The organism is Peristeroidobacter agariperforans, from assembly GCF_004138335.1.
GTDB classification, from domain to species: domain Bacteria; phylum Pseudomonadota; class Gammaproteobacteria; order Steroidobacterales; family Steroidobacteraceae; genus Steroidobacter; species Steroidobacter agariperforans.
In genome coordinates this window covers 2257286-2276356 of record NZ_RYFW01000001.1, presented here as the reverse complement: position 1 = coordinate 2276356, position 19071 = coordinate 2257286, and the positions used below count along the sequence as shown (strand labels likewise).

Annotated in this window: 20 protein-coding genes; 7 read left to right on the top strand and 13 right to left on the bottom strand. The window is 61.0% G+C overall.

Annotated elements, in window-relative coordinates; translation table 11 throughout:
• Nucleotides 1–44 precede the first annotated feature (44 nt).
• Both bamA and EK373_RS09930 read left to right on the top strand, forming a co-directional pair.
• Nucleotides 45–2468, top strand: coding sequence for an outer membrane protein assembly factor BamA (bamA, locus tag EK373_RS09935; RefSeq protein WP_129642509.1), 2424 nt, complete (start codon nucleotides 45–47; stop codon nucleotides 2466–2468).
• 10 nt (nucleotides 2469–2478) lie between these two features.
• Nucleotides 2479–3906, top strand: coding sequence for a DUF4397 domain-containing protein (locus EK373_RS09930; protein ID WP_198683192.1), 1428 nt, complete (start codon nucleotides 2479–2481; stop codon nucleotides 3904–3906).
• Here the strand turns inward: EK373_RS09930 and EK373_RS09925 are convergent.
• A complete protein-coding gene (locus EK373_RS09925) occupies nucleotides 3903–4118 on the bottom strand; it encodes a hypothetical protein (protein WP_129642507.1) in 216 nt (71 codons plus the stop codon). The genes EK373_RS09930 and EK373_RS09925 overlap by 4 nt on opposite strands.
• On the opposite strand from EK373_RS09925, the gene EK373_RS09920 reads away from it, so the two are divergent.
• The 3 genes from EK373_RS09920 to EK373_RS33020 all read left to right on the top strand — a co-directional run bounded on the left by EK373_RS09920 (nucleotide 4117) and on the right by EK373_RS33020 (nucleotide 6697).
• Nucleotides 4117–4473: a phage holin family protein gene (locus EK373_RS09920; protein WP_129642506.1), complete on the top strand. Its 357-nt coding sequence runs from the start codon at nucleotides 4117–4119 to the stop codon at nucleotides 4471–4473. The genes EK373_RS09925 and EK373_RS09920 overlap by 2 nt on opposite strands.
• A 170-nt stretch (nucleotides 4474–4643) precedes the next feature.
• Entirely contained in the window at nucleotides 4644–6023 is a 1380-nt protein-coding gene (locus EK373_RS09915) for a pectin acetylesterase-family hydrolase (protein ID WP_129643550.1), read from the top strand.
• 290 nt (nucleotides 6024–6313) lie between these two features.
• Nucleotides 6314–6697, top strand: a complete 384-nt coding sequence (locus tag EK373_RS33020; protein ID WP_232831059.1) for a hypothetical protein — start codon at nucleotides 6314–6316, stop codon at nucleotides 6695–6697.
• 58 nt (nucleotides 6698–6755) lie between these two features.
• On the opposite strand, the gene EK373_RS09905 is transcribed toward EK373_RS33020, so the two are convergent.
• Nucleotides 6756–8120 (bottom strand): hypothetical protein, encoded by a 1365-nt coding sequence (locus tag EK373_RS09905; protein WP_129642504.1) that lies wholly within the window; start codon nucleotides 8118–8120, stop codon nucleotides 6756–6758.
• Nucleotides 8121–8176: 56 nt separating this feature from the next.
• On the bottom strand, nucleotides 8177–8821 hold the full coding sequence (locus EK373_RS09900; RefSeq protein WP_129642503.1) for a class I SAM-dependent methyltransferase: 645 nt from the start codon (nucleotides 8819–8821) through the stop codon (nucleotides 8177–8179).
• Nucleotides 8822–8929: 108 nt separating this feature from the next.
• Between EK373_RS09900 and EK373_RS09895 the strand changes: the two genes are divergently transcribed.
• Nucleotides 8930–9319 carry a VOC family protein gene (locus EK373_RS09895; RefSeq protein WP_129642502.1) on the top strand — a complete coding sequence of 130 codons (390 nt, stop codon included), beginning with the start codon at nucleotides 8930–8932 and terminating at the stop codon, nucleotides 9317–9319.
• A 3-nt stretch (nucleotides 9320–9322) separates the two neighbouring features.
• On the opposite strand, the gene EK373_RS09890 is transcribed toward EK373_RS09895, so the two are convergent.
• From EK373_RS09890 to EK373_RS09850, 9 genes are all read right to left on the bottom strand, one after another.
• Nucleotides 9323–9856 carry an outer membrane beta-barrel protein gene (locus EK373_RS09890; RefSeq protein ID WP_129642501.1) on the bottom strand — a complete coding sequence of 178 codons (534 nt, stop codon included), beginning with the start codon at nucleotides 9854–9856 and terminating at the stop codon, nucleotides 9323–9325.
• A gap of 137 nt (nucleotides 9857–9993) precedes the next feature.
• Nucleotides 9994–10542, bottom strand: coding sequence for a cysteine hydrolase family protein (locus EK373_RS09885; protein WP_232831058.1), 549 nt, complete (start codon nucleotides 10540–10542; stop codon nucleotides 9994–9996).
• A 24-nt stretch (nucleotides 10543–10566) separates the two neighbouring features.
• Complete coding sequence (locus tag EK373_RS09880; protein ID WP_129642500.1) at nucleotides 10567–10959, bottom strand: DUF6491 family protein; 393 nt, start codon at nucleotides 10957–10959, stop codon at nucleotides 10567–10569.
• A 12-nt stretch (nucleotides 10960–10971) separates the two neighbouring features.
• The gene (locus EK373_RS09875) at nucleotides 10972–11244 is read right to left on the bottom strand and encodes a DUF167 domain-containing protein (protein WP_129642499.1); all 273 of its coding nucleotides are present in this window, start codon (nucleotides 11242–11244) and stop codon (nucleotides 10972–10974) included.
• Nucleotides 11245–11250: 6 nt separating this feature from the next.
• On the bottom strand, nucleotides 11251–12387 hold the full coding sequence (locus EK373_RS09870; RefSeq protein WP_129642498.1) for a hypothetical protein: 1137 nt from the start codon (nucleotides 12385–12387) through the stop codon (nucleotides 11251–11253).
• A 53-nt stretch (nucleotides 12388–12440) separates the two neighbouring features.
• On the bottom strand, nucleotides 12441–12677 hold the full coding sequence (locus tag EK373_RS09865; RefSeq protein WP_129642497.1) for a hypothetical protein: 237 nt from the start codon (nucleotides 12675–12677) through the stop codon (nucleotides 12441–12443).
• A gap of 60 nt (nucleotides 12678–12737) precedes the next feature.
• On the bottom strand, nucleotides 12738–13025 hold the full coding sequence (locus tag EK373_RS09860) for an RNA recognition motif domain-containing protein (protein WP_129642496.1): 288 nt from the start codon (nucleotides 13023–13025) through the stop codon (nucleotides 12738–12740).
• 343 nt (nucleotides 13026–13368) lie between these two features.
• A complete protein-coding gene (locus EK373_RS09855) occupies nucleotides 13369–14973 on the bottom strand; it encodes an ABC-F family ATPase (RefSeq protein ID WP_129642495.1) in 1605 nt (534 codons plus the stop codon).
• Nucleotides 14974–15010: 37 nt separating this feature from the next.
• A complete protein-coding gene (locus EK373_RS09850; protein ID WP_129642494.1) occupies nucleotides 15011–16297 on the bottom strand; it encodes an MFS transporter in 1287 nt (428 codons plus the stop codon).
• Between the two features lie 346 nt (nucleotides 16298–16643).
• Between EK373_RS09850 and EK373_RS09845 the strand changes: the two genes are divergently transcribed.
• Nucleotides 16644–18275, top strand: a complete 1632-nt coding sequence (locus tag EK373_RS09845; protein ID WP_129642493.1) for a vWA domain-containing protein — start codon at nucleotides 16644–16646, stop codon at nucleotides 18273–18275.
• Here the strand turns inward: EK373_RS09845 and EK373_RS09840 are convergent.
• Nucleotides 18253–19008 carry a transglycosylase SLT domain-containing protein gene (locus EK373_RS09840; RefSeq protein ID WP_129642492.1) on the bottom strand — a complete coding sequence of 252 codons (756 nt, stop codon included), beginning with the start codon at nucleotides 19006–19008 and terminating at the stop codon, nucleotides 18253–18255. The genes EK373_RS09845 and EK373_RS09840 overlap by 23 nt on opposite strands.
• Nucleotides 19009–19071: the final 63 nt, after the last annotated feature.

Sequence of the window (19071 nt, the reverse complement as noted above, 5' to 3'; positions counted from 1 at the left end):
GATGATGCTGCGACCCTTTGCACCGGTCGCGCATCCAGCAGCGAATGTCGCGACCGCTCGCTGCCTGCCTGTTCGCATGTGCCTTACTGGTAAATCCACTCGGCTCGGGAAAGCTACGCGCGCAAGGCATAAGTAGCGCATCAACCAGCGCTCAATTCGTCGTCGGCGAGATTCGCATCGAGGGGTTGCAGCGAATCAGCGAAGGCACGGTCTTCAACTACCTGCCCATCAACATCGGCGACTCGATCGATGGCCGACGACTGGCCGAAGGAATCCGGGCGCTCTACGGCACAGGCTTCTTCAAGGACGTGGAGCTGCGGCGCGACGGCGGCGTATTGATCGTCGCGGTGCTCGAACGCCCCACCATCGAGAGCTTCGAGGTCAAGGGCAACAAGGACATCAAGACCGAGGACCTGGAGCGCTCGCTGCGCAATGTCGGCCTGTCCTCGGGCAAGACGTTCGATCAGTCCGTGCTCGATGAAGTGCGCCAGTACCTCACCGAGCAGTACTTCTCTCGCGGCAAATATGCAGTGAAAGTCGACGCGCGCGCCGACGAAGTGCCGGGCAACAAGGTCAAGGTCGCGATCAACATCACCGAAGGCAAGCGCGCGCGCATCCAGCAGATCAACATCACCGGCAATCACGCCTTCACGGACGAGGAACTGCTCGAGCCGTTCGAGCTGAGCACGCCGAACTGGCTGTCCTGGTACAAGCAGGACGATCGATACGCGAAGGAAGCGCTCGCCGGCGACATCGAGAAGCTGCGCTCCCATTACATGGATCGCGGCTATGCCGATTTCGCCGTCACGTCGTCGCAAGTGGCGATCGGTCCGGAGAAGGACGAAATCTACGTCACGCTCAACGTGCACGAAGGCGAGGTCTATCGCATCTCGCAGGTGCGGCTCAGCGGCGAGATGGTCGTTCCAGAATCGGAGCTGCGCCGGCTGGTCATGATTCAGGCCGGCGACTTGTATTCATTGCGGCGAGTGACGCAGTCCACCGAAGCCATGACCTTGCGACTCGGCCTCGATGGTTACGCTCTTGCCAAAGTGGATGCCGTGCCTCAGATCGACCCGGACACCAGACAGCTGTCGCTCGCGCTGGTCGTCGATCCCGGCCATCGCGTGTATGTGCGTCGAATCAACTTCAACGGCGCCACGAGCGTGAACGATGTGGTGTTCCGTCGCGAGATGCGCCAGCTCGAAGGCTCCTATCTTTCGAACGCCGCGGTCGAGCGCTCGAAACAGCGCATCCAACGCCTGCCCTTCATTCAAAAAGTCGACGTCGAGACCACGCCCGTGCCCGGCACGCCGGACCTCGTCGACGTGGATTTCAAGATCGAGGAAGGTTTGCCGGGCCAGTTCGGCGGCGGCATCGGCTACTCGGAATCGCAGTCGTTCATCCTCAACGGCAACATCGTCCACTCCAACTTTCTCGGCACCGGCGAACGCGTCGCACTCGAGCTGAACTCCGGTAGTTACACCAAGGCCTACGATCTCTCGCACACCAATCCGTTCGTGACGCTCGACGGCATCGGTCGCACCACGAATCTTTCCTATCGCAAGGTCAAGCAGCTCACCTCCGCCTCCTCGGACTTTTCCACCGAGACCTGGCTGACGGGCATGGACTTCTCCTTTCCGCTCAGCGAATACCAATCGCTGCGCCTGGGCAGTAGCTGGCAGTCCGCCGAGCTCGCGACGACGGTCTACAGCTCGCAGCAGTTCCAGGACTGGGTACAGGCCAACGGCTCGCCGTATGAGAAGGAGTCGGGCGTCTACGAAATTCTCGGCACCCAGTACCAGGTCTTCGAGCTCAATCTCGGCTGGGGTTACGACAGCCGCGACCGGCTGATCTTCCCGACCCGCGGCGCGAGTCATCAGCTCTCGTTGAGCGCGACTCCGCCGGGCAGCGACATCGAGTACTACGTCGCAAGTTACAACTTCAAGCAATTCGTCCAGCTGCCCTATTTGAGCTGGATGCCGCTGAGCATCGGCTCACGCGTCAGCTACGGCACGGCGTTTGGCGACACGACTGCCTTGCCGCCGCAAAGAAACTTCTTCGTCGGCGGCCCGGGCACGGTGCGCGGCTTCAAAGAATCGTATCTCGGCCCGCGCGACTCGCTGGGCAATCCTTACGGCGGCGATTTCTCGATCACCGGGCAGATCGAAGCCATCTTGCCCATGCCCGAGAAATTCAAGAACAGCGCGCGCCTCAGTTTGTTCTATGACTTCGGTCAGGTCGCCTATCTCGGCGACACGAAGTTCACCGATAAGGGCGGCTTCCCGATCGAGTACGACTTCGACTGGAACCACTTTCGCACCTCGGTCGGCGTCGGCGTGGAGTGGCTCGCGCCGCTCGGCCTGTTCCGCTTCAGTTATGCAGTGCCCCTCACCTTCCGCAGGAGCACGGAGTTGAATTATGGCGATGAGCTCGAAGGCTTCCAGTTCTCGATCGGCAATGCATTCTAAGGAGCACGCGATGCGCGCATGGATCAGGGCTGGCGGCGCCATCACTTTGGTGGGCCTGCTCACGGCGTGCAGCAACGGCTCGCTCAACGAAGACGAGACCACATTTCACCTGCGCAGCCTGAACCTGGTCGAGAACTCCCCCACGCTGCAAATCGATATCGACGACACGACGCTGGCAAGCGCCGCCTATGGCGGCGCCACCAGTTTCTCCGCCGGGCATCCCGGTCAGCACACGCTCAGCTTCAGCGCGCTCTTGCCCGCGGATTTGGACGACGATGATGACGACGACGAGTCCGAGACCCCGGTCAGCGGTGCGTCCGCGTATACCTTCCTCGCTGGCACGGAGTACACGGTCGTGGCCTATGGACGCATGGAAGACGTCCACACCTACATGATCGAAGGGCTGGATCAACGCGAGGATGTCGATGACGACAAACTCGTCCTGCAGTTCACGCACGCGTCGCCGGATACGCCGGCAGTGGACGTGTATGTGACGGCGGTGAAGGCTGGAATCGCATCGAGGTACTACGTCGATACTTTGTCCCTCACCGAGACTACGTCGCCGCTCGAGCTGTCTTTGGTGCGCGACGACGACGATCTGGATGACGATTCGACGCTGACCGCCGACGTGCTGGTCGAGCTCTTGGCCGCCGGCACCAGCGATGTTCTGTATCGCTCCGAGTCGCTGACATTCTCCGAGCAGAATCGGATCATGATGGCGATCGCCGATACCAACGGCCCCACATCGACGGCGACCAAACTGCTGGTCGTCGGCAGCGGCGAGGCGCGTGACTATCGCGACGGCGCAGGACTCAAGTTCGTTCACATCTCACACGATACGCCGCCGCTCGATGTGACTGTCGGCTCGGGGCTGGCCGATCCGCTGGCACAGAACGTGGGCTTTCGACAGTCGACGGACTATCTGCCGATCGACCAGGGCGAAAACGGCTTGATCGCCGTGCCGGCAGGCGTCAGCTCACCGTATGTTTTCTTCGAAGAGTTCGCCGCAGCCGCGGGCGGGCACTACACCGCGTACGCGATGGGCCCGGCATCTGTTGTGGACGCTGTGGTGCTTTCCGCCGACGCCCGCAGCGTGCCGACACAAGCGAGCTTTCGATTCCTGCACGGCGCAGGCAGCCTCGAAGATGCCGAGCTGCTGGATTTGTATCTGCGCTTGCCCGGCGAGACGGTGGACTTCGAGGACGACGACACCGTGCCCACTGCCTCCGCGCTGGCCTATCAGAACCCTTCCAGCCAGTTCACCCTCAAGGCCGGGGACTACGACGTTTTCTTTTATTTTGCCGGCACGTCGACGCTGGTGATGGGACCGAGCCGCTTTCACGTCGACAATGGCGATGTGAAGACACTCGTGCTGCTCGACAACGAGGGCGGCAGCTTGGAACTACTGCCGGTCAGCGACGCGGCCACCGCGAACTAGTCGACGAACGCGCCTTCCGCCATAGCGGTCGGGTGAACGAAATCAGCCCAGAAGCCGTATTGGTCGCGGAACGGTGTGCGATCATATTTTTGCTGGGGCCGCGCCACTGCTATTGGCCGGCCCCCTTTGCCGCCCAGGACGTCCATGGCCTGCACCGCACCGTCGGCCGGCGTAGACTCCGACGCCGACCCATCGAATGGAGCCTGAAACATGAGACTGATCCTCTCCTGGCTGATCCTCTCCCTGGCAGTCTGGTTGACGGCGGCTGTCCTGCCCGGTTTCCATATCAAAGGCCCCAAGAGCGCCGTGCTCGTCGCCGCCATCTTCGGCGTGCTCAACTTTCTGCTGGGCTGGCTGCTGTTCGCGATCTTCACCGTCGCGACGTTAGGTCTCGCGTGGCTGCTCGCGTTCATCACGCGCTGGATTATCAATGCGATCCTGCTCGTGATCGTGGACAAGCTGACGGATCACCTGAAGATCGATGGGTTCCGGTGGGCGCTCGGTGGGGCCTTGGTGATGTCGCTGGTCGGCACGTTGGGGGAATGGCTGGTGAGAAGGATGATCTGAATGGAATGCCAGCTATCGCTCGCGGTGCATTTGTTGACAATGATCTGAATAGTGGAGCAGCATGACTTCGGGCCACACGGCAGTGCCCACGCACGAGATTGCCGCAAAGTCGCGGACAGACTTTCAAGGAGAAGGTCATGGCAGGACTCGTTTTCTCCACTGCGCGCGCGATGTTCTTTTTGCCGGTTCTAATCGCCTGCACCGTGGGCGCGACGCAGCCGGCGCATGCTGAAGCAGGCGATTACAGCGCCCTGCAGACGATCTTGAATCTGGTCTCCCCTCCGCCCGCCGACAACCCGGTGACACCGGCCCAGATGCAAGGGCCTTATCCACTGTTGTCGAATCCTTCCGGATTCAGCGACGGCTTCAGTCCCGGCGCCTACTATCAATGGCAGACAGTCAAACTCGCGCCCTCGACCGGCGCGGTGTGCGGCAACGGCTCGCAATATAAATTTTTCGTGAACCGCGTGCCCAACACCCGGAACACCATCATTTACATGGAAGGCGGTGGGGCGTGCTGGGACTATGCAAGTTGCAGCGGCCAGACCGGCATCCGTGGCGCTCGCAATCCGAATGGCATTCCAGACGACTATATGAGTTTGCTCAGCCCTGCGAGCAGCCTGGTCAGTCCCTTTGTCGTGCGCGCGCACCCGTGGTCGTCGGTCAAAACCCAGAACTGGAACATGATCTATGTTCCTTACTGCACTGGAGATGTTTATAGCGGCGACAGAGTTGCGGTCTACAACGATCCCACCGGGCAGAACACTCCGCTGGTGTGGCACCACAATGGAGCCCGCAATACCCGCGCCGTCCTCGCGTGGTTGAAAAATCGATTGCCCCGGCCGACGCAGATGTTATCGACGGGCTGCAGCGCCGGCGGCATCGGCAGCCTCAATAGCTACGCGACGGTCCGGCGCGATATGGCTCCGACTTACGGGTATCTGATCAACGACTCCGGCCCTGCGTTCTCCGCACCTGTCGGCGGCAATCCCGCTCAGTATCCGTCGGTGCCGTTACACACTCAGATTCGCTCCGCGTGGGGATTGGATCAGGGGCCGATGCCGTATCTGGCATCGGTGCTGCCCGGGTTCGATAGCAACAATTTCGGCACCATTTATGCGGCGCTGGCCGCGAAGGCGCCTAACGATCGCCTCGGCCACACGCATTTCTGGCAGGACCTGAATTATTCGTCGTACTCGTACGAGCGCTTCTTCCCGGAAATCGTCAACGCGCCGAGCCAGGCTGCCAAAGAGGCGCTGATCCACGCCAAGTGGGGCACGGATACCGAACGTCTGCGACAAACATTGCAAACGCTGCCGAGTTTCGGCGGCTACTTTCCGCAATTCCGCGCCCTGAACGAAAGCCACTGCACGACCATCGTCGATTTCGAGAACGGCGACATTCAAGAGCGCTCGCTGGAACTGCGCAACTTCATCGACAGCGTGCTGGACGGCGGCGGCGCCGTACTGGACGCGTCCGAAGCCAGCGATCAGGCCGACCGAGCCAAGCCACCCAACCTGATTTATCAACTGATCGAGTCGCTTTTATAGGCGAGTCGATGCAAGCTCGATGGACAATGCTGATTGCCCTTGCGCTGGCCGCGGTGGCCCTTGGATGGGCACTGCATTTGGGAATGCCAACAGCGGAGCGAACGAAGCCGACCGACGCGCGCGGGATCCCCGGTGAAGGGAAGGAGCACCGGGATGATTCCTCCCCTTCGCCTGCACCTGCTCGTGCGGACGCGACAGCACACCCGAGCGAGAATACCCGTCCTGTCGATGTTCACGAACGCGCAAGATTCAATGAGCAGGCCCGAGAATTTTTCGCGCAAGTCCCAGCCTTGTCCCCCGAGCAGGCCCGTCAGCGAGCATCTTATATCTCACAGGAGCTCTCTCGCATCGAACAGGCTGGAGGCTTGTCCGCGGGCGAAACGTTCCTGCTTCGCGCAGGACTGATTCGAGCCACGGTTGCCGATGAACAACAACAAGTAACGCAGCTACACGCACTCAAGCAACGTTACGAGGCAGATACCCGCCAACGCAACGCACAGGCAACTGCGCAGCCCGATCCGATGTTTGAACTGTACAAGGTTCGGGAGAGCCAGATCGTCGCCGAGACCCTGTCGCTCCAGACCATCCCGAACGGCCTGAGCCGCGACGAATACCTCCGACGCCGCTTGCAGGCCGAACGTGAGCAACTGCTCGGCGATGCCGAGCGGCCTTGATGAGAAACCAAACTCCCCAGCGCGGAATCGCGTTCGCGCCCCGAGCTGTCAACAGAGCTTAGGGCTTCTCGATGGGGCCGATCGGAAACGCGCAGACATCCGGAGGATCCGGAGGATGGAAGATGGTGTGCACGCACTTGAATCCTATCGTCTGCGCTTTAACGTCGTATGTCATCGGCTTGCCCGTGTACGGATCACGGTACTCGGAGGCATTGATGACTTGGCTCACCTCAGTTGACGCCGGACGACGTTCAATTTCCGACTGGAGCAACACCAGCAAGATTCGACCATTCTGGTCGTGCACGCGAGCTGGAAACTGCGCCGCGTCGCGCCCCTCACTCAGCGCGAGCCTGCCACCCAAATTGTAGAGCGGCGCAGGAAACAGCCGCAGCTGATACATCAGCGGTTCGTATGCTTTCTGGCGGTAGTACTCCTCGGCACTCAACGACGCACGATGCAGCATCGGGACGACATTTACCATGTAGTCTTCGTTCGATGTGGCGTTTTCCTGCGACATCAGTTTCATCAGCCAGGAAGCGCGCATGAGGATTGGAGGCTCTCCGCTTAGCAACGCGATTCGAGCCTCCGAAATCAACGCCTCTGCGATGTTGCTTTCTTCTCGGGTCAGGGGGCGCAGGAACGCCTGGATCTGGCGATGGTCACTTTCTGTCAATTCGCGATGTCGCATCAGCGTTGAAAGAAAGTCGAGATCGTTTTGAATACCTGCGAGGGACACCATCTTTGTCGCAAGCGTTTCGCCCTCTCGTAGCGCCCTGAGCCAGAACTTAAAATCCTGGCCCGCTTTACTGAGAAACTCTGGGATGGATTCCCTCTCGTAGCTCTTCGCCAGGCGCAGCCGTCCGATAGCCGTCAATGCTTGGTATGGAGGCATGGGGGAAAACACGTCGCGCTCCTGGCTCTCCTCGAAACGAGGCTGCTCAAGCAGCAAACTGTAGCGCTCGAACAAGGCGCTCAATCTGGGCGTCGTTACATCGGCGCGCGCCATCTCTGCGATGAGTTGTTCCGCACAGTTCAGGTATCTACGAGCATTACACGTCAGACTCTTGAGCTCCTCCTGCCAATCCTCGTCGAGTTTTGATCCACCAAGAATAGCCTCTGACTCCTGCGCAGTGAGCGCGATGCTTTGCCCGCGCTCGTGTTTCACTCGAAGGACTTCTAGGATCTTCCGCCCAACGAGCTGCGGACTCCGCTCTTGCGCCGCTGCAAAGCCGAGCGCCAGTACATAGGCGTTCCCTTCCATGGAAACCGACCGAAGCTCCCTCATTGAGACCAGCTCAGGATGGAGTGGCTCGTCGAACCAGGAAATATTGATGAACAGCGCCCAGACTCCCAGGAGAACCATTCCTGAAATGAGCGCCTTGAAAACGATGCCTAGATTCAGACGCGCCAGCCGTGCGGTCATTCGGGTTCGTCCTCGTTTGTCTAAACGTCCTTGCTTTCGTCATGCCTTGCGCGACGTTAGCTTGGTACGCGCATTTTCGGCGCGCGGTCGGGTGTCGGCTTGCTATGCCGAGCTTCTCCAGAACCGCTGATCTTCTGCACGTCATAGTAGTTATTCTGGCCTTCATCGACATGGGTGCCGATGAGGCAAAACCCAGCGTCCTCCAGGGTTTGGACATACCTCACTCTACCTAGCGAGCGACATTCTTGGCCAGTGCAAGTGTCCCGCCACACTCCTGTTTGGATCGGCGCAGTGAACAGGAAGCGACCGCCAGGCAACAGAATCTCAGACACGCGGCGCAGGAAGGCCAACTGGCCGGCTTCTTCCAGGAGGAAGAGCAGCCCGATGGCTACGGCTGCACCGAACTCCTTCCCGAAGTAATCACTTTCCAGGGCCAGCGAGCATCGAGTTGGAACGTTGGGAAATCGCAAACGGAATTGCTCGAGCAGCGTAGGAGACGCATCGATGGCCCAAAGATTGACGCCGCTGTCCACTAACACTCGACTAACGGGATATCCGCCACCACAAGCGATTTCGATGACGTCGGCGCCGACCGGCAGTTCCCTGGCCCAACGAGCAACGACATCAGCGCCGATTGTCGACTTGTCTCGCGCATCGAGAAAATCAAGCGCATGCATTTCATAACTGCTTGCTGACTTCATGTCGTTCGCTGTTCTCTTATGAGACGGCCAGCCGTCGGATCGGCATTGCCGAAACGGCGAATACTATGGCAAGGTCCACCGCAACCAACTCTCACTTGGGAGATCGCCATGCTGACTCCAAGCGATTTTCACGGCGTTCGATATCAAGTCACTGATGTCGGCCGGTCGGTCAAATTCTACGTCGAGCTGCTTGGTTTCAAGGTGGAGCGCCAGCAGCTGCCGGCGTTTGCCAATGTTTCGCTCGGCAGCCTACACCTTCTCTTGAGCGGCCCGGGGGCGTCGGGGTCGCGCCCGATGCCGGATGGACGTGTTCAGGAACCGGGGGGCTGGAACCGGATAGTGCTGCGCGTGACAAACTTGACCGACATTATCGAGGATCTCAAGAAAAGCGACGCGCGCTTTCGCAACGAGATGGAAGCAGGACCTGGTGGCCGGCAGATCCAGCTACTCGATCCTGACGGCAATCCGATCGAGCTCTTCGAGCCCGGGCGACATTAGTCGTTACAAGAACGTGTACGTCAGCCCGATCGAAATCATATTGAGATCGTCGACGTCGCTCAGATCGAACCCTTCATACTCGGCACGGACGCTGAGACTCAAGAAGCGGAGCTGCGCGCCGACGCCGTAGGCGAAGTCCGTACCGTCACTCTCGAGCCCGCCGCTGAAGTTCGAATCCCAGTTGATGCCGCCGAGCTTTCCGAAGATATCCACCGGACCAAGAGCGAAGAAACCGACGGCGAAAGCGGAGACGCCGTCGGCTTCCGCTTCGAAGCGCTCCCCGAGGACGGTGGCGTCAGGGTTTCCAAAGTCGACGTACGATGCTTCCACCGCAAACCAATCGAGCGGCCGAAATCCCGCGATCACCTTGAACGCCGTGTCATCCCCATCGAAATCGGCTGCACTCAATCCGGCGAGATTGTCCACCTTGAGATTGGCTTGACCGACCGACCCACCCAAGTAGATGCCGTTGTCAGCAGCAAACACGGAACCGCTGGCAGCAAGCAGAACGATCGCGGCCACAATCGATTTAGTCATCGCGAGTCTCCGTCAGCAGGGTTGACGGATAGAGTACATGGTTCGCACCGGCAGGTGCGGTGGCAAGTCATGGTAGGGGCTAGGGGAATTTCGTTCGGCCTACCCCCTTTTTACAACCACTCCATGTCATAAATGTTTCACACCACCTGCACGCGCCCACCGAATCCAGTACGAAACAGCGCTTCGTGCGCAGCGTGATCCGGGTCGTAGCAGCAGTCGCGAACCAAACGTACGTCATAGTCAGCATCGCTCGCCCACGTGATGCTCGAAAGAACGACGCCAGTGGTGCTGATTCCGGCCATGACGAGGGTGCGGATGCCGCGGGCGCGAAGGTCGGCATCCAACGAGTTCCCATAGAACACGCTGGCGCGCGGACATTTATAGAAGACATCGTGCGGCTCGATCGCGAGCCCTGTCATCGGCTGCGAGTTACGGAAGTAGCCGCTTGGCACGATCGATGAGATCAGGCGATTGTGCTGCGAGGCGTGCTCGTAATTTTCGCCCAGGAAGAAATTAGGAAACAACACCGGCCGGCCAGTGACACGCCAGCGCCGGATCAAGTCATTGCACTCGTCCAGCAGGGGCGACGGTTGCTCGCCGAACAGGATGTTAAAAACATCGGCCTGGTAGTGCATGACGACAAGCGCCGATTGATCGATGTAGCTTCCCTCGAAATCAAGCGACATAGCTGCCCCTCTTCACTCGCTCGCCTAGCGAGTATCTTGCTTCATCTTGCGATAGTCGATCGGTCGAATCTCCGAGATCAAGCAGCGTTGTCCGCGGCCGACGATCACCGAATCGCCTCGACTCAGCGTCGAGCCTCGGGATTTGATAGCGACGCGATTTGCAAAAGGCAGGTCGTTGCACGGCCCCGCGACGGTGAGGAGATACGCCTCGGTCGGCCCCGTGAAGATAACCAGGTTGTCGCGTCCCAGCGCACGCCAGCCGTCGTATCGACCGAGATAGCTGATCGAGGTGACCGGTTCACCCGCGTATTGCAAATAACGAGCGAGATCTTCCTGGTCGCTGGTTCGCTTCGGGATGTCGGCGCAGGCGCCGACGATGAGTGTCGCGAGAACGGCAACGATGTTCCGGTAGCTCAAATCGCTCCCCAATCAAGAAAGTGATAAGGCGCCAGCAAGTTCCTCGGAGGTGACCCCATCCACCTCGACGGTCTTACGCCGACTGGTGAGCCCAGCAGTAATGCGGACGCGAGATTTAGCAACGCTGACCTGCTCCGCGACGAACTCGACCAACGCCGCGTTGGCGGCGCCATCCACCGGTGGCGCCGCCAATCTGATTTTCACGCAACCATCGTGCATCCCCGCGACGACGGTCTTACTCGCCCGAGGCTGCACATATACGTTGATGCGAGCTGAATCGGCCATCGACACTCAACGTTTCAGCTGCTGGGCCAACTGGCCGGCGATGCGACGCGTAACGTCGTCTTCGTATCGCTCATCGAAGCCAGCCAGCAACAGACGAGCGATGCGACGATCGCCGGCGTCCCGGGCGAGCTCGATCAGCTTGATCGTGTCCTCGCCTTTCAGCGGCTTGAACTTCACATCCGCCTTCAATTGCGTTCTTGCGATATTCAAAGCATCGCCGGTCCGGCGGGCGGCCAACAAATGCGGGATCAGCTCCTGCGCCAGCCGATGAGCCAAGCGCTGGTCGGGCCACTGCGATGCGCTTTGAAACAAAGCCTGCAGTAGCTCGCCAGGCCGCGGGCTGCTGCTCAAGTGTCTTTCAATGGTACGCCACGCATTGCCGTACGCACCGCCCCGCCACTCGGCGAAGATGTGATCGATGAGGCGATCGATCTCACGTTGACGCTCGCGATCTTCTTTCGCCGCTGCTCGCTCGGGTGAGTGCGACGGCTCGAACCCCAGCTCGGCGCGGCGCACATATAGAACACCGCCGATCATCGCAAACGACGCCAGCCACGCGAACATCAGGATCATGACCCGCACCATGTCGGGCATCGGAATGGAAACAGCGAACGGGAGCTCCGCCATTGGCAGCCAGGTAACCAGCGCCGTCGCGAGCCACCACGCACCGGCGAGCAACGCGAGAATCAACAGATAGCTGCCGGGGACGCGAACGATGATTTGCAGCAGCTTGAGCGGATTGAGCGACTCGAAGAAGCCGTCCAGGACCTGGGTCATGACGATCGCCGGCACCAGCAACAGCCCGATCGCACGTAGCACGCCGACCGCGTCGGCCCCGAGCGCCGGCTGCAACATGCCAGTGAGCAAATAGAACAGGCCGACGATGGCCAGCAATCCCAGCGGTCGGGATTCGTTCGCTGGATTCACCATCTCATAAGACAGCACGGGCGGCTCGTTCAGGCCGTCGGCGACCTTATCCAACAGAGCGAAGCCGTATTTGAAGAACCACGAGACCACGATCAGGGCGAGCGGCAGCCCCATCAGCCCGCCCCGGGCGGACAGCAGCAACAGGAAGCTGAACAGCACGATCAGGATGAGCGACGCGCCGCGCAGCGGAATCAGCAGGTATTTGAGCGTTTCCATCGCATGCATGCCGCGACTGTAGTCGCGCGCCTGCGATGGCGGCAAGGTACGGGTTATTTGTGCTTTTGCTTGCCGACCCGGCGCTCATTGAGCCGTTCGGTCAACTCATCCACGTGCCGAGTGACTTCGGTCAGCGTGCCGGCGCGCAAGCCGGTAATTTCGTTGTCACCCTGGGTGATCACATACTGGTGCCAGAGACCCTCGCCGCCTTCAGGCGCAGCGGTGGGTGTCACGGAGCGACGTACGAAGGGCACCTCGAGCCACGTTTCAGTGGCGCCGGTCAGTTTCATCGTAGCTCCTCATAAGCAGGGAACGGCCCCGCGACGCTAACGCGTCGCGGGGCCATTAGATCACCAGCGACGCGGACCGCCGCCGCCACCGCCGCCACCGCCGCGGGGCTTGTCCTGCGCCTCGTTGACCTTGAGCGGACGGCCGCCCATGTCATGGCCGTTCAGGTTCTGAATGGCGCGAGCCGCATCGGCCCGGGGCATTTCGACGAAGCCGAAGCCGCGAGGACGGCCGGTTTCGCGGTCCATGATCAGGGCAACGGATTCAACGGTGCCATGCTGCGCGAACAGGTCGCGCACGGCGTTTTCATCGGCGGAAAAGGGCAGATTGCCCACGTAGATCTTACTCATTCAATACTCCAACAAGACGCGAACCCGCCGGCATCGAGCCGACACTCAACGCGCTCCCACCCATCCAAAGCAGGAACGCCTAAACAGGCCGCAATACGGGCTGTGCACAACGCACGACCCACCATGGTTCTCGGCAACGATTCGGTTTAGGTTGAGTTGGTCGCGCCAGAATGGCGCCGGCGAAGGCATGGATGAGGAAATCGCCGCGGACCAAAAAAGATAAAGAGAAAGGTTACGAGCCGTAGGCACTATACACGTCCGCAGGCCCGCATGACGAATATTTTAGATGAATCTACGGTAGGCGGCGCCCGACCCACGGGCCTGGCGCCGCCACGGGTCAGGATCAGGCGGCGAGACCCTGCGAGCGCAGATACTCGTCGTAGGTGCCCTTGAAATCGGCCAGCTGACCGCCCGGCCGCACCTCGATGATGCGGTTGGCGACGCCGCCGACGAACTCGCGGTCGTGCGAGACGAAGATCACCGTGCCGGGATATTTCTCCACGCCGATCTGCAGCGACTCGATGGTTTCCATGTCCATGTGGTTGGTGGGCTCGTCGAGCAGCAGAACGTTCGGCCGCTGCAGCATCAGCTTGCCGTAAATCATGCGACCCTTCTCACCGCCGGACAGCACCTTCACCGACTTGCGCGTCTCCTCGCCGGAGAACAGCAAACGACCCAGCGTGGCGCGCACGATCTGATCGTCGTCGCTCTTGCCGCGCCACTCCGACATCCACGTGAACAGATCCACTTTGTGGGCAAACTCCGCCTGCGGATCCTGCGGCATGTAACCGACCTTGGCGCTCTCGACCCAGGTGATCGAGCCTTTGTTCGGCTGCAACTCGCCGGCCAGCAGGCGCATCAACGTGGTCTTGCCGACGCCGTTCTGGCCGATGATTGCGATGCGCTCACCCGCCTCGACGTTGAAATTCACGTTGTCGAGCACCGGCGTCTGCGCGCCGGGATAGGTGAAGCTCAACTCCTCCACCGTGACCGCGTTTCGATACAGCTTCTTCTCCTGCTCGAAACGAATGTAGGGATTCTGGCGCGAGGACGGCCTCACCTCTTCGATCTTGATCTTTTCGATCTGACGCTGACGGGACGTCGCCTGGCGCGCCTTGGAGGCGTTCGCCGAGAAGCGACGCACGAATTCCTGCAGATCGGAGATGCGCTCCTTCGCCTTGGCATTCGCTGCCTCCACCCGCTCGCGCGCCTGCACGGAGGCGAGCATGAAGTCGTCGTAGTTGCCAGGCCAGATTTTCAGCTGGCCGTAGTCGAGGTCGGCCATGTGCGTGCACACCTGATTCAGGAAGTGACGATCGTGGCTGATGATGATCATGGTGGCGTCGTACTGATTGAGCACGCTTTCCAGCCAGCCGATGGAATGGATGTCCAGGTTGTTGGTCGGCTCGTCGAGCAACAACACGTCGGGCCGTGAGAACAGCGCCTGTGCAAGCAGCACACGCAGCTTCCAGCCCGGCGCGACTTCGCGCATCGGACCGTTGTGATACGAGGGATCGATGCCGGCGTCTTTCAAAATGCTGGCGGCGCGCGCCTCGGCGTCATAGCCGCCGTATTCCGCATATTTCGCTTCGAGCTCCGCGGCGCGCATGTAATCCGCGTCCGTCGCATCGGCATTCGCATAGATGCGATCGCGCTCGACCATCGCTTGCCACATTTCCTGGTGGCCCTGCATGACCACGTCGAGCACGCGCTCGTCTTCGTAGGCGAATTGATCCTGACGCAGCTTACCCAGGCGCAGTCCGTTCACCAGCATCACTTCGCCGGAGCTCGGCTCCAGCTCGCGGCCGAGGATTTTCATGAACGTGGACTTGCCGCTGCCGTTCGCGCCGATCAAGCCATAGCGGTTGCCGTCAGTGAACTTGACTGAGACCTGCTCGAACAGCGGCTTGGCGCCGAATTGGATGGAGACGTTGGCGGTTGAGAGCATTGGCGCGTATTGGAATTGGGGATAGCTAAAAGAGGGTTCAAAGTTGTGGCGACGGCCGCCGGATCAAGAGCAGCGACAGCAAAGTCAGCGCGCCCGCGGCCGTGAGGTAATAGCCGACATACGCCAGGCCATAGTGCGTGGCGAGCCAGGTGGCCACGTACGGCGCGAGCGAGGCGCCGACGATGCCGGCGAGGTTGAAGGTCAAAGAGGCGCCAGTGTACCGGACCGAGGTCGGAAACAACTCTGAAAGTGCCGTACCGAGCGGACCGTAGGTCAGGCCCATCAGGCCGAGCCCCAAGGCGAGGAATATGACCACACGCAGCGGCGAGGCGGCGCTGAACAGCGGCGCGAAGAACAGGCCGAACGCCATGATGCCCAGCGTCGCGGCGATCAACATCGCGAAGCGCCCGCGCCGGTCGGCGATCACCGCGGAAACCGGGATCGTCAGCGCAAAGAACAACACGCCGATCATCTGCAGGATCAGGAATTCCTGGCGCGAATAGCCGAGCGCGCTGGTGCCCCAGCTGAGCGAGAACACCGTCATCAAATAGAAAATCACAAACGTGGCGGTGGCGGCGAACGTGCCGAGCACCAATGTCACAGTGTGTTGGGTCACCACGGTCCACATCGGCAGACGCACACGCTCGTTATTATCGATGGCCCGCTGAAATGCCGGCGTTTCGTGCAAGCGCAGGCGGACATACAAACCGACGAACACCAGCAGCGCGCTGGCCACGAACGGCACCCGCCAGCCCCACATGAAGAACTCCGCATCGCTCAGGAATTCGGTCAGCAGCAGGAACACACCGGTGGAACAAATGAACCCCAGCGGCGCACCGAGCTGCGGGAACATGCCGTACCAGGCCCGTTTGCCCGGCGGCGCATTTTCGGTCGCGAGCAGCACCGCACCGCCCCATTCGCCGCCCAATCCGAGGCCCTGGCCGAGGCGACATAAAGCCAGCAGCGCGGGCGCCCATACGCCAATCGAGTCATAGGTCGGCAGCAAGCCGATGAACACCGTCGACAGGCCCATCGTCAGCAGCGCGGCCACCAGCGTCGCCTTGCGCCCGACGCGATCGCCGAAATGGCCGAACAGCGCCGATCCCAGCGGGCGCGCGAAAAACGCCAGGGCGAACGTAGCCAGCGACTGCAGCGTCGCCGAGGCCTGATTGCCCGCTGGAAAGAACAGCTGCGGGAACACCAGCACGGCCGCCGTCGCGTAGATGTAGAAGTCGAAGTATTCGATGGTGGTGCCGATCAGGCTGGCAAACAGCACCCGCCGCGGCGAGTTGCCCGTGCCGCTCGACGCCGACGTCTGAGTCATTAGCTTTCGGGGACGATTCAAGGAGTTTTTCGGGCGCGGATTCTCGCATGAAAAAGCTCCGAAATGGGCTATCCGGGGTTCACCGGTGCAACCCCGGGGAACCCCGCGTTCAGCGCCGACGCCCGGCGGTCGCTATAGGTCAGCGAGACAACTAAAAGGATCAGCAATGACTGCTCTGGCTGCGGTCTCACATAATGCACATCGACCGCAAATACGGTGAGCATTTCGCCCAGGAAGCGAAGCAGGAACACCGCAAGGCGGGCTGAGCGCCAGCCCTATCGGCCGAGGCAAACCGGCGCGGGCGTGCCCTAAGATCCGCACTCCCGCGCCCACCCGAAGGTCCTCCATGCTCGCCCGATCGACGCTGTCGAGAATCGTTTGGTTGTTCCTGATCGGCACTTCCTGGGCTTGGGCGGCACCCGCCCTCAAAGGGCCGGCGACGGCGAACATCGGCGCGCCCGTCACCATCACGTTCACGGGCAACACGAACCCGCGAAACTTCATCACCATCGTCGCCAAAGGCGCCCCCGAAGGTCGCTACGACGAATATGGCTACGCCGATGCGTCCGGCAAGGTCGAGTTGCACACGCCGACAACGCCTGGCGATTACGAGATTCGTTTGCTGTCCGCCGACAGCCCCTACCCCACGCTGGCTCGTGCACCGCTACAGGCCACTGCAGTCACGGCCTCCTTCGAAGCCCCACCGCAGGTCGCTGCCGGCTCCGAGGTAAGAGTGAAATGGACGGGGCCGAACAACGAGCGCGACTACATCGGCATTGGCAACGCCGAGCACCCGTATATCGTTTACGAGTACACGCGCTACGGCAATCCAACAACCCTGCGCGCTCCCGATGCCAGTGGCGACTACGAGCTGCGCTATTTCCTGGGCAATGGCGACAAAGTCATCGCCACGCGCAAGCTGACCATTGGCGCCGTGACGGCTTCACTGCAGGGGCCGACGGAAGTCGTTGCCGGCAGCACGTTCGCTGTGACCTGGAAAGGTCCCAACAATCCGTCCGACTACATCACCATCGTCCCGAAAGGCGCCGGCGCAGGCGCCAGCGGCAACTATCAATACCCGTCGCGCGGCAATCCGGCAGAGCTCCGTGCGCCGCTGCAGGCGGGTGAATATGAGTTGTGGTACGCCACCGGCCAGTCGCACACCACCCTCGCCAAGGCAAACATCCGTATCACGCCAGCCAAACAAGAGCCCGGCAAACTCGTGGTAACCGCGCCGGCCGCTGTCGCGAGCGGCGGTGGCATCGAAATCATTCTCGATGCGTCGGGCAGCATGCTGCAGAAGATCGGCGGCCAGCGTCGCATCGACATCGCGAAACAAACATTGAGCAAGCTCACCTCGAGCGGCATCCCGGCCGGCACGCCGTTCGCATTGCGAGTCTTCGGTCGCGAAGTGGACTCGTGCCAGACCGATCTGGATATTCCAGTCAGCCCGCTCAGCGCTGCAGCCGTCGACGCAAAGATCAAAGCGCTGGAGGCGAAGAACAACGCGCGCACGCCGATCGGTGCGTCGTTGGAAAAAGTCTCATCCGACCTGGCTGCCATCAAAGGCGAGCGCCTGGTCGTGCTGCTCACGGACGGCGAAGAAACCTGCGGCGGCGATCCCGCCGCGGCCATTGCGGCACTCACCAAGGCTGGCACCACAGTGCGTGTCAACATCGTCGGCTTCGCCATCGAAGATCCGAAACTGGCTGTCACATTCAGCCACTGGGCTTCGCTCGGCAACGGCAGTTACTTCGACGCCAAAGACGCCGCCGGCTTGAGCAGGGCACTGATGCAGTCGCTGCGTCCGAGCTTCGAAGTGGTGACTCCACAAGGCCAGGTGATCGCGACCGGAGTGACGGGCGGCGACCCGATCGCCGTGATGCCCGGCAACTATTCCGTGCGCATCAAGGGCCAGACGAGTCGTACACAGTCGGTCTCGATCGAGTCGAAGGCTACTGCCACAGTGACGCTTTAGGCTGTTGCGCGAGGCCGGCAAAGACTTGCTTCATTCGGTTCACGCGCGAGATGTAGCCCTGCACGGAATGATCGCCGCAGTGCTGACCGGGGCGCGGCCGGAAGCCGCGCCTCGCGAAGGAGGCGCCCGCGCCAGCGCCGCAAACGTGAATCACCGCGGCCAGATCCTGCTTTTGTTTGAGCGTCGCGGAACGGATGCCGTGCTTGGCGAGAATGACAGCGATGCGGCGATCGAGATACGCCGATGTCATCTCGACCGCATGCGACGGAATGACGCGCAGGTACAGACTGTTGAACCAGCACGACTTGAAGTCGTTCCACGGCCCCTCCTCCACGACCTTGTGGTCGTGAATGCACAGCCGGCTGGTCTCCTCGAACGTGCCATCGGTGATCTGATACATCCCGACCGCGCTCGAGGCCGGCCGATAGATGTCGAACGGCTTGTGCGTGAACGTCCAGCGCCAGTAGGTGCGCACGATGGGATTGCCCGAGCCCTCGACCTGTGCGAGCGCGGCCAGTAATTCTGGACTGATGGTGGCGGTGGAATGTTTGCGGAAGATGGGCTCGTACGACGTCCAGGTCTCGCTGGGCGATTTGTAGAGCGTGCCGCTGACCGGAAAGAACAACTCGGTGGGCTTGCGCACCACCTGATAGATGAAGTTGATCGCGAACCAGGTGGACACGGTCAACAACGCCACCACGACCAGCTGCAACGTGAACGGCGCCGAACGCAAAATGCGCAGCCACCGCTTGCGGGTGGCTGCGCTCGGCAGAAACTTCGCTATGCGCCAGCTGCG

Excerpts from the sequence above, each read along its gene's own strand:
- EK373_RS09875 (WP_129642499.1), bottom strand. The coding sequence starts at position 11,244 with ATGGCCGATTCAGCTCGCATCAACGTATATGTGCAGCCTCGGGCGAGT.
- EK373_RS09920 (WP_129642506.1), top strand. The coding sequence starts at position 4,117 with ATGAGACTGATCCTCTCCTGGCTGATCCTCTCCCTGGCAGTCTGGTTG.
- EK373_RS09930 (WP_198683192.1), top strand. The coding sequence starts at position 2,479 with ATGCGCGCATGGATCAGGGCTGGCGGCGCCATCACTTTGGTGGGCCTG.
- EK373_RS09870 (WP_129642498.1), bottom strand. The coding sequence starts at position 12,387 with ATGGAAACGCTCAAATACCTGCTGATTCCGCTGCGCGGCGCGTCGCTC.
- EK373_RS09860 (WP_129642496.1), bottom strand. The coding sequence starts at position 13,025 with ATGAGTAAGATCTACGTGGGCAATCTGCCCTTTTCCGCCGATGAAAAC.
- EK373_RS09890 (WP_129642501.1), bottom strand. The coding sequence starts at position 9,856 with ATGACTAAATCGATTGTGGCCGCGATCGTTCTGCTTGCTGCCAGCGGT.
- EK373_RS09845 (WP_129642493.1), top strand. The coding sequence starts at position 16,644 with ATGCTCGCCCGATCGACGCTGTCGAGAATCGTTTGGTTGTTCCTGATC.
- bamA (WP_129642509.1), top strand. The coding sequence starts at position 45 with ATGTCGCGACCGCTCGCTGCCTGCCTGTTCGCATGTGCCTTACTGGTA.
- EK373_RS09925 (WP_129642507.1), bottom strand. The coding sequence starts at position 4,118 with ATGTTTCAGGCTCCATTCGATGGGTCGGCGTCGGAGTCTACGCCGGCC.
- EK373_RS09905 (WP_129642504.1), bottom strand. The coding sequence starts at position 8,120 with ATGACCGCACGGCTGGCGCGTCTGAATCTAGGCATCGTTTTCAAGGCG.
- EK373_RS09850 (WP_129642494.1), bottom strand. The coding sequence starts at position 16,297 with ATGACTCAGACGTCGGCGTCGAGCGGCACGGGCAACTCGCCGCGGCGG.
- EK373_RS09865 (WP_129642497.1), bottom strand. The coding sequence starts at position 12,677 with ATGAAACTGACCGGCGCCACTGAAACGTGGCTCGAGGTGCCCTTCGTA.
- EK373_RS09895 (WP_129642502.1), top strand. The coding sequence starts at position 8,930 with ATGCTGACTCCAAGCGATTTTCACGGCGTTCGATATCAAGTCACTGAT.
- EK373_RS09885 (WP_232831058.1), bottom strand. The coding sequence starts at position 10,542 with ATGTCGCTTGATTTCGAGGGAAGCTACATCGATCAATCGGCGCTTGTC.
- EK373_RS09915 (WP_129643550.1), top strand. The coding sequence starts at position 4,644 with ATGTTCTTTTTGCCGGTTCTAATCGCCTGCACCGTGGGCGCGACGCAG.
- EK373_RS09855 (WP_129642495.1), bottom strand. The coding sequence starts at position 14,973 with ATGCTCTCAACCGCCAACGTCTCCATCCAATTCGGCGCCAAGCCGCTG.
- EK373_RS09900 (WP_129642503.1), bottom strand. The coding sequence starts at position 8,821 with ATGAAGTCAGCAAGCAGTTATGAAATGCATGCGCTTGATTTTCTCGAT.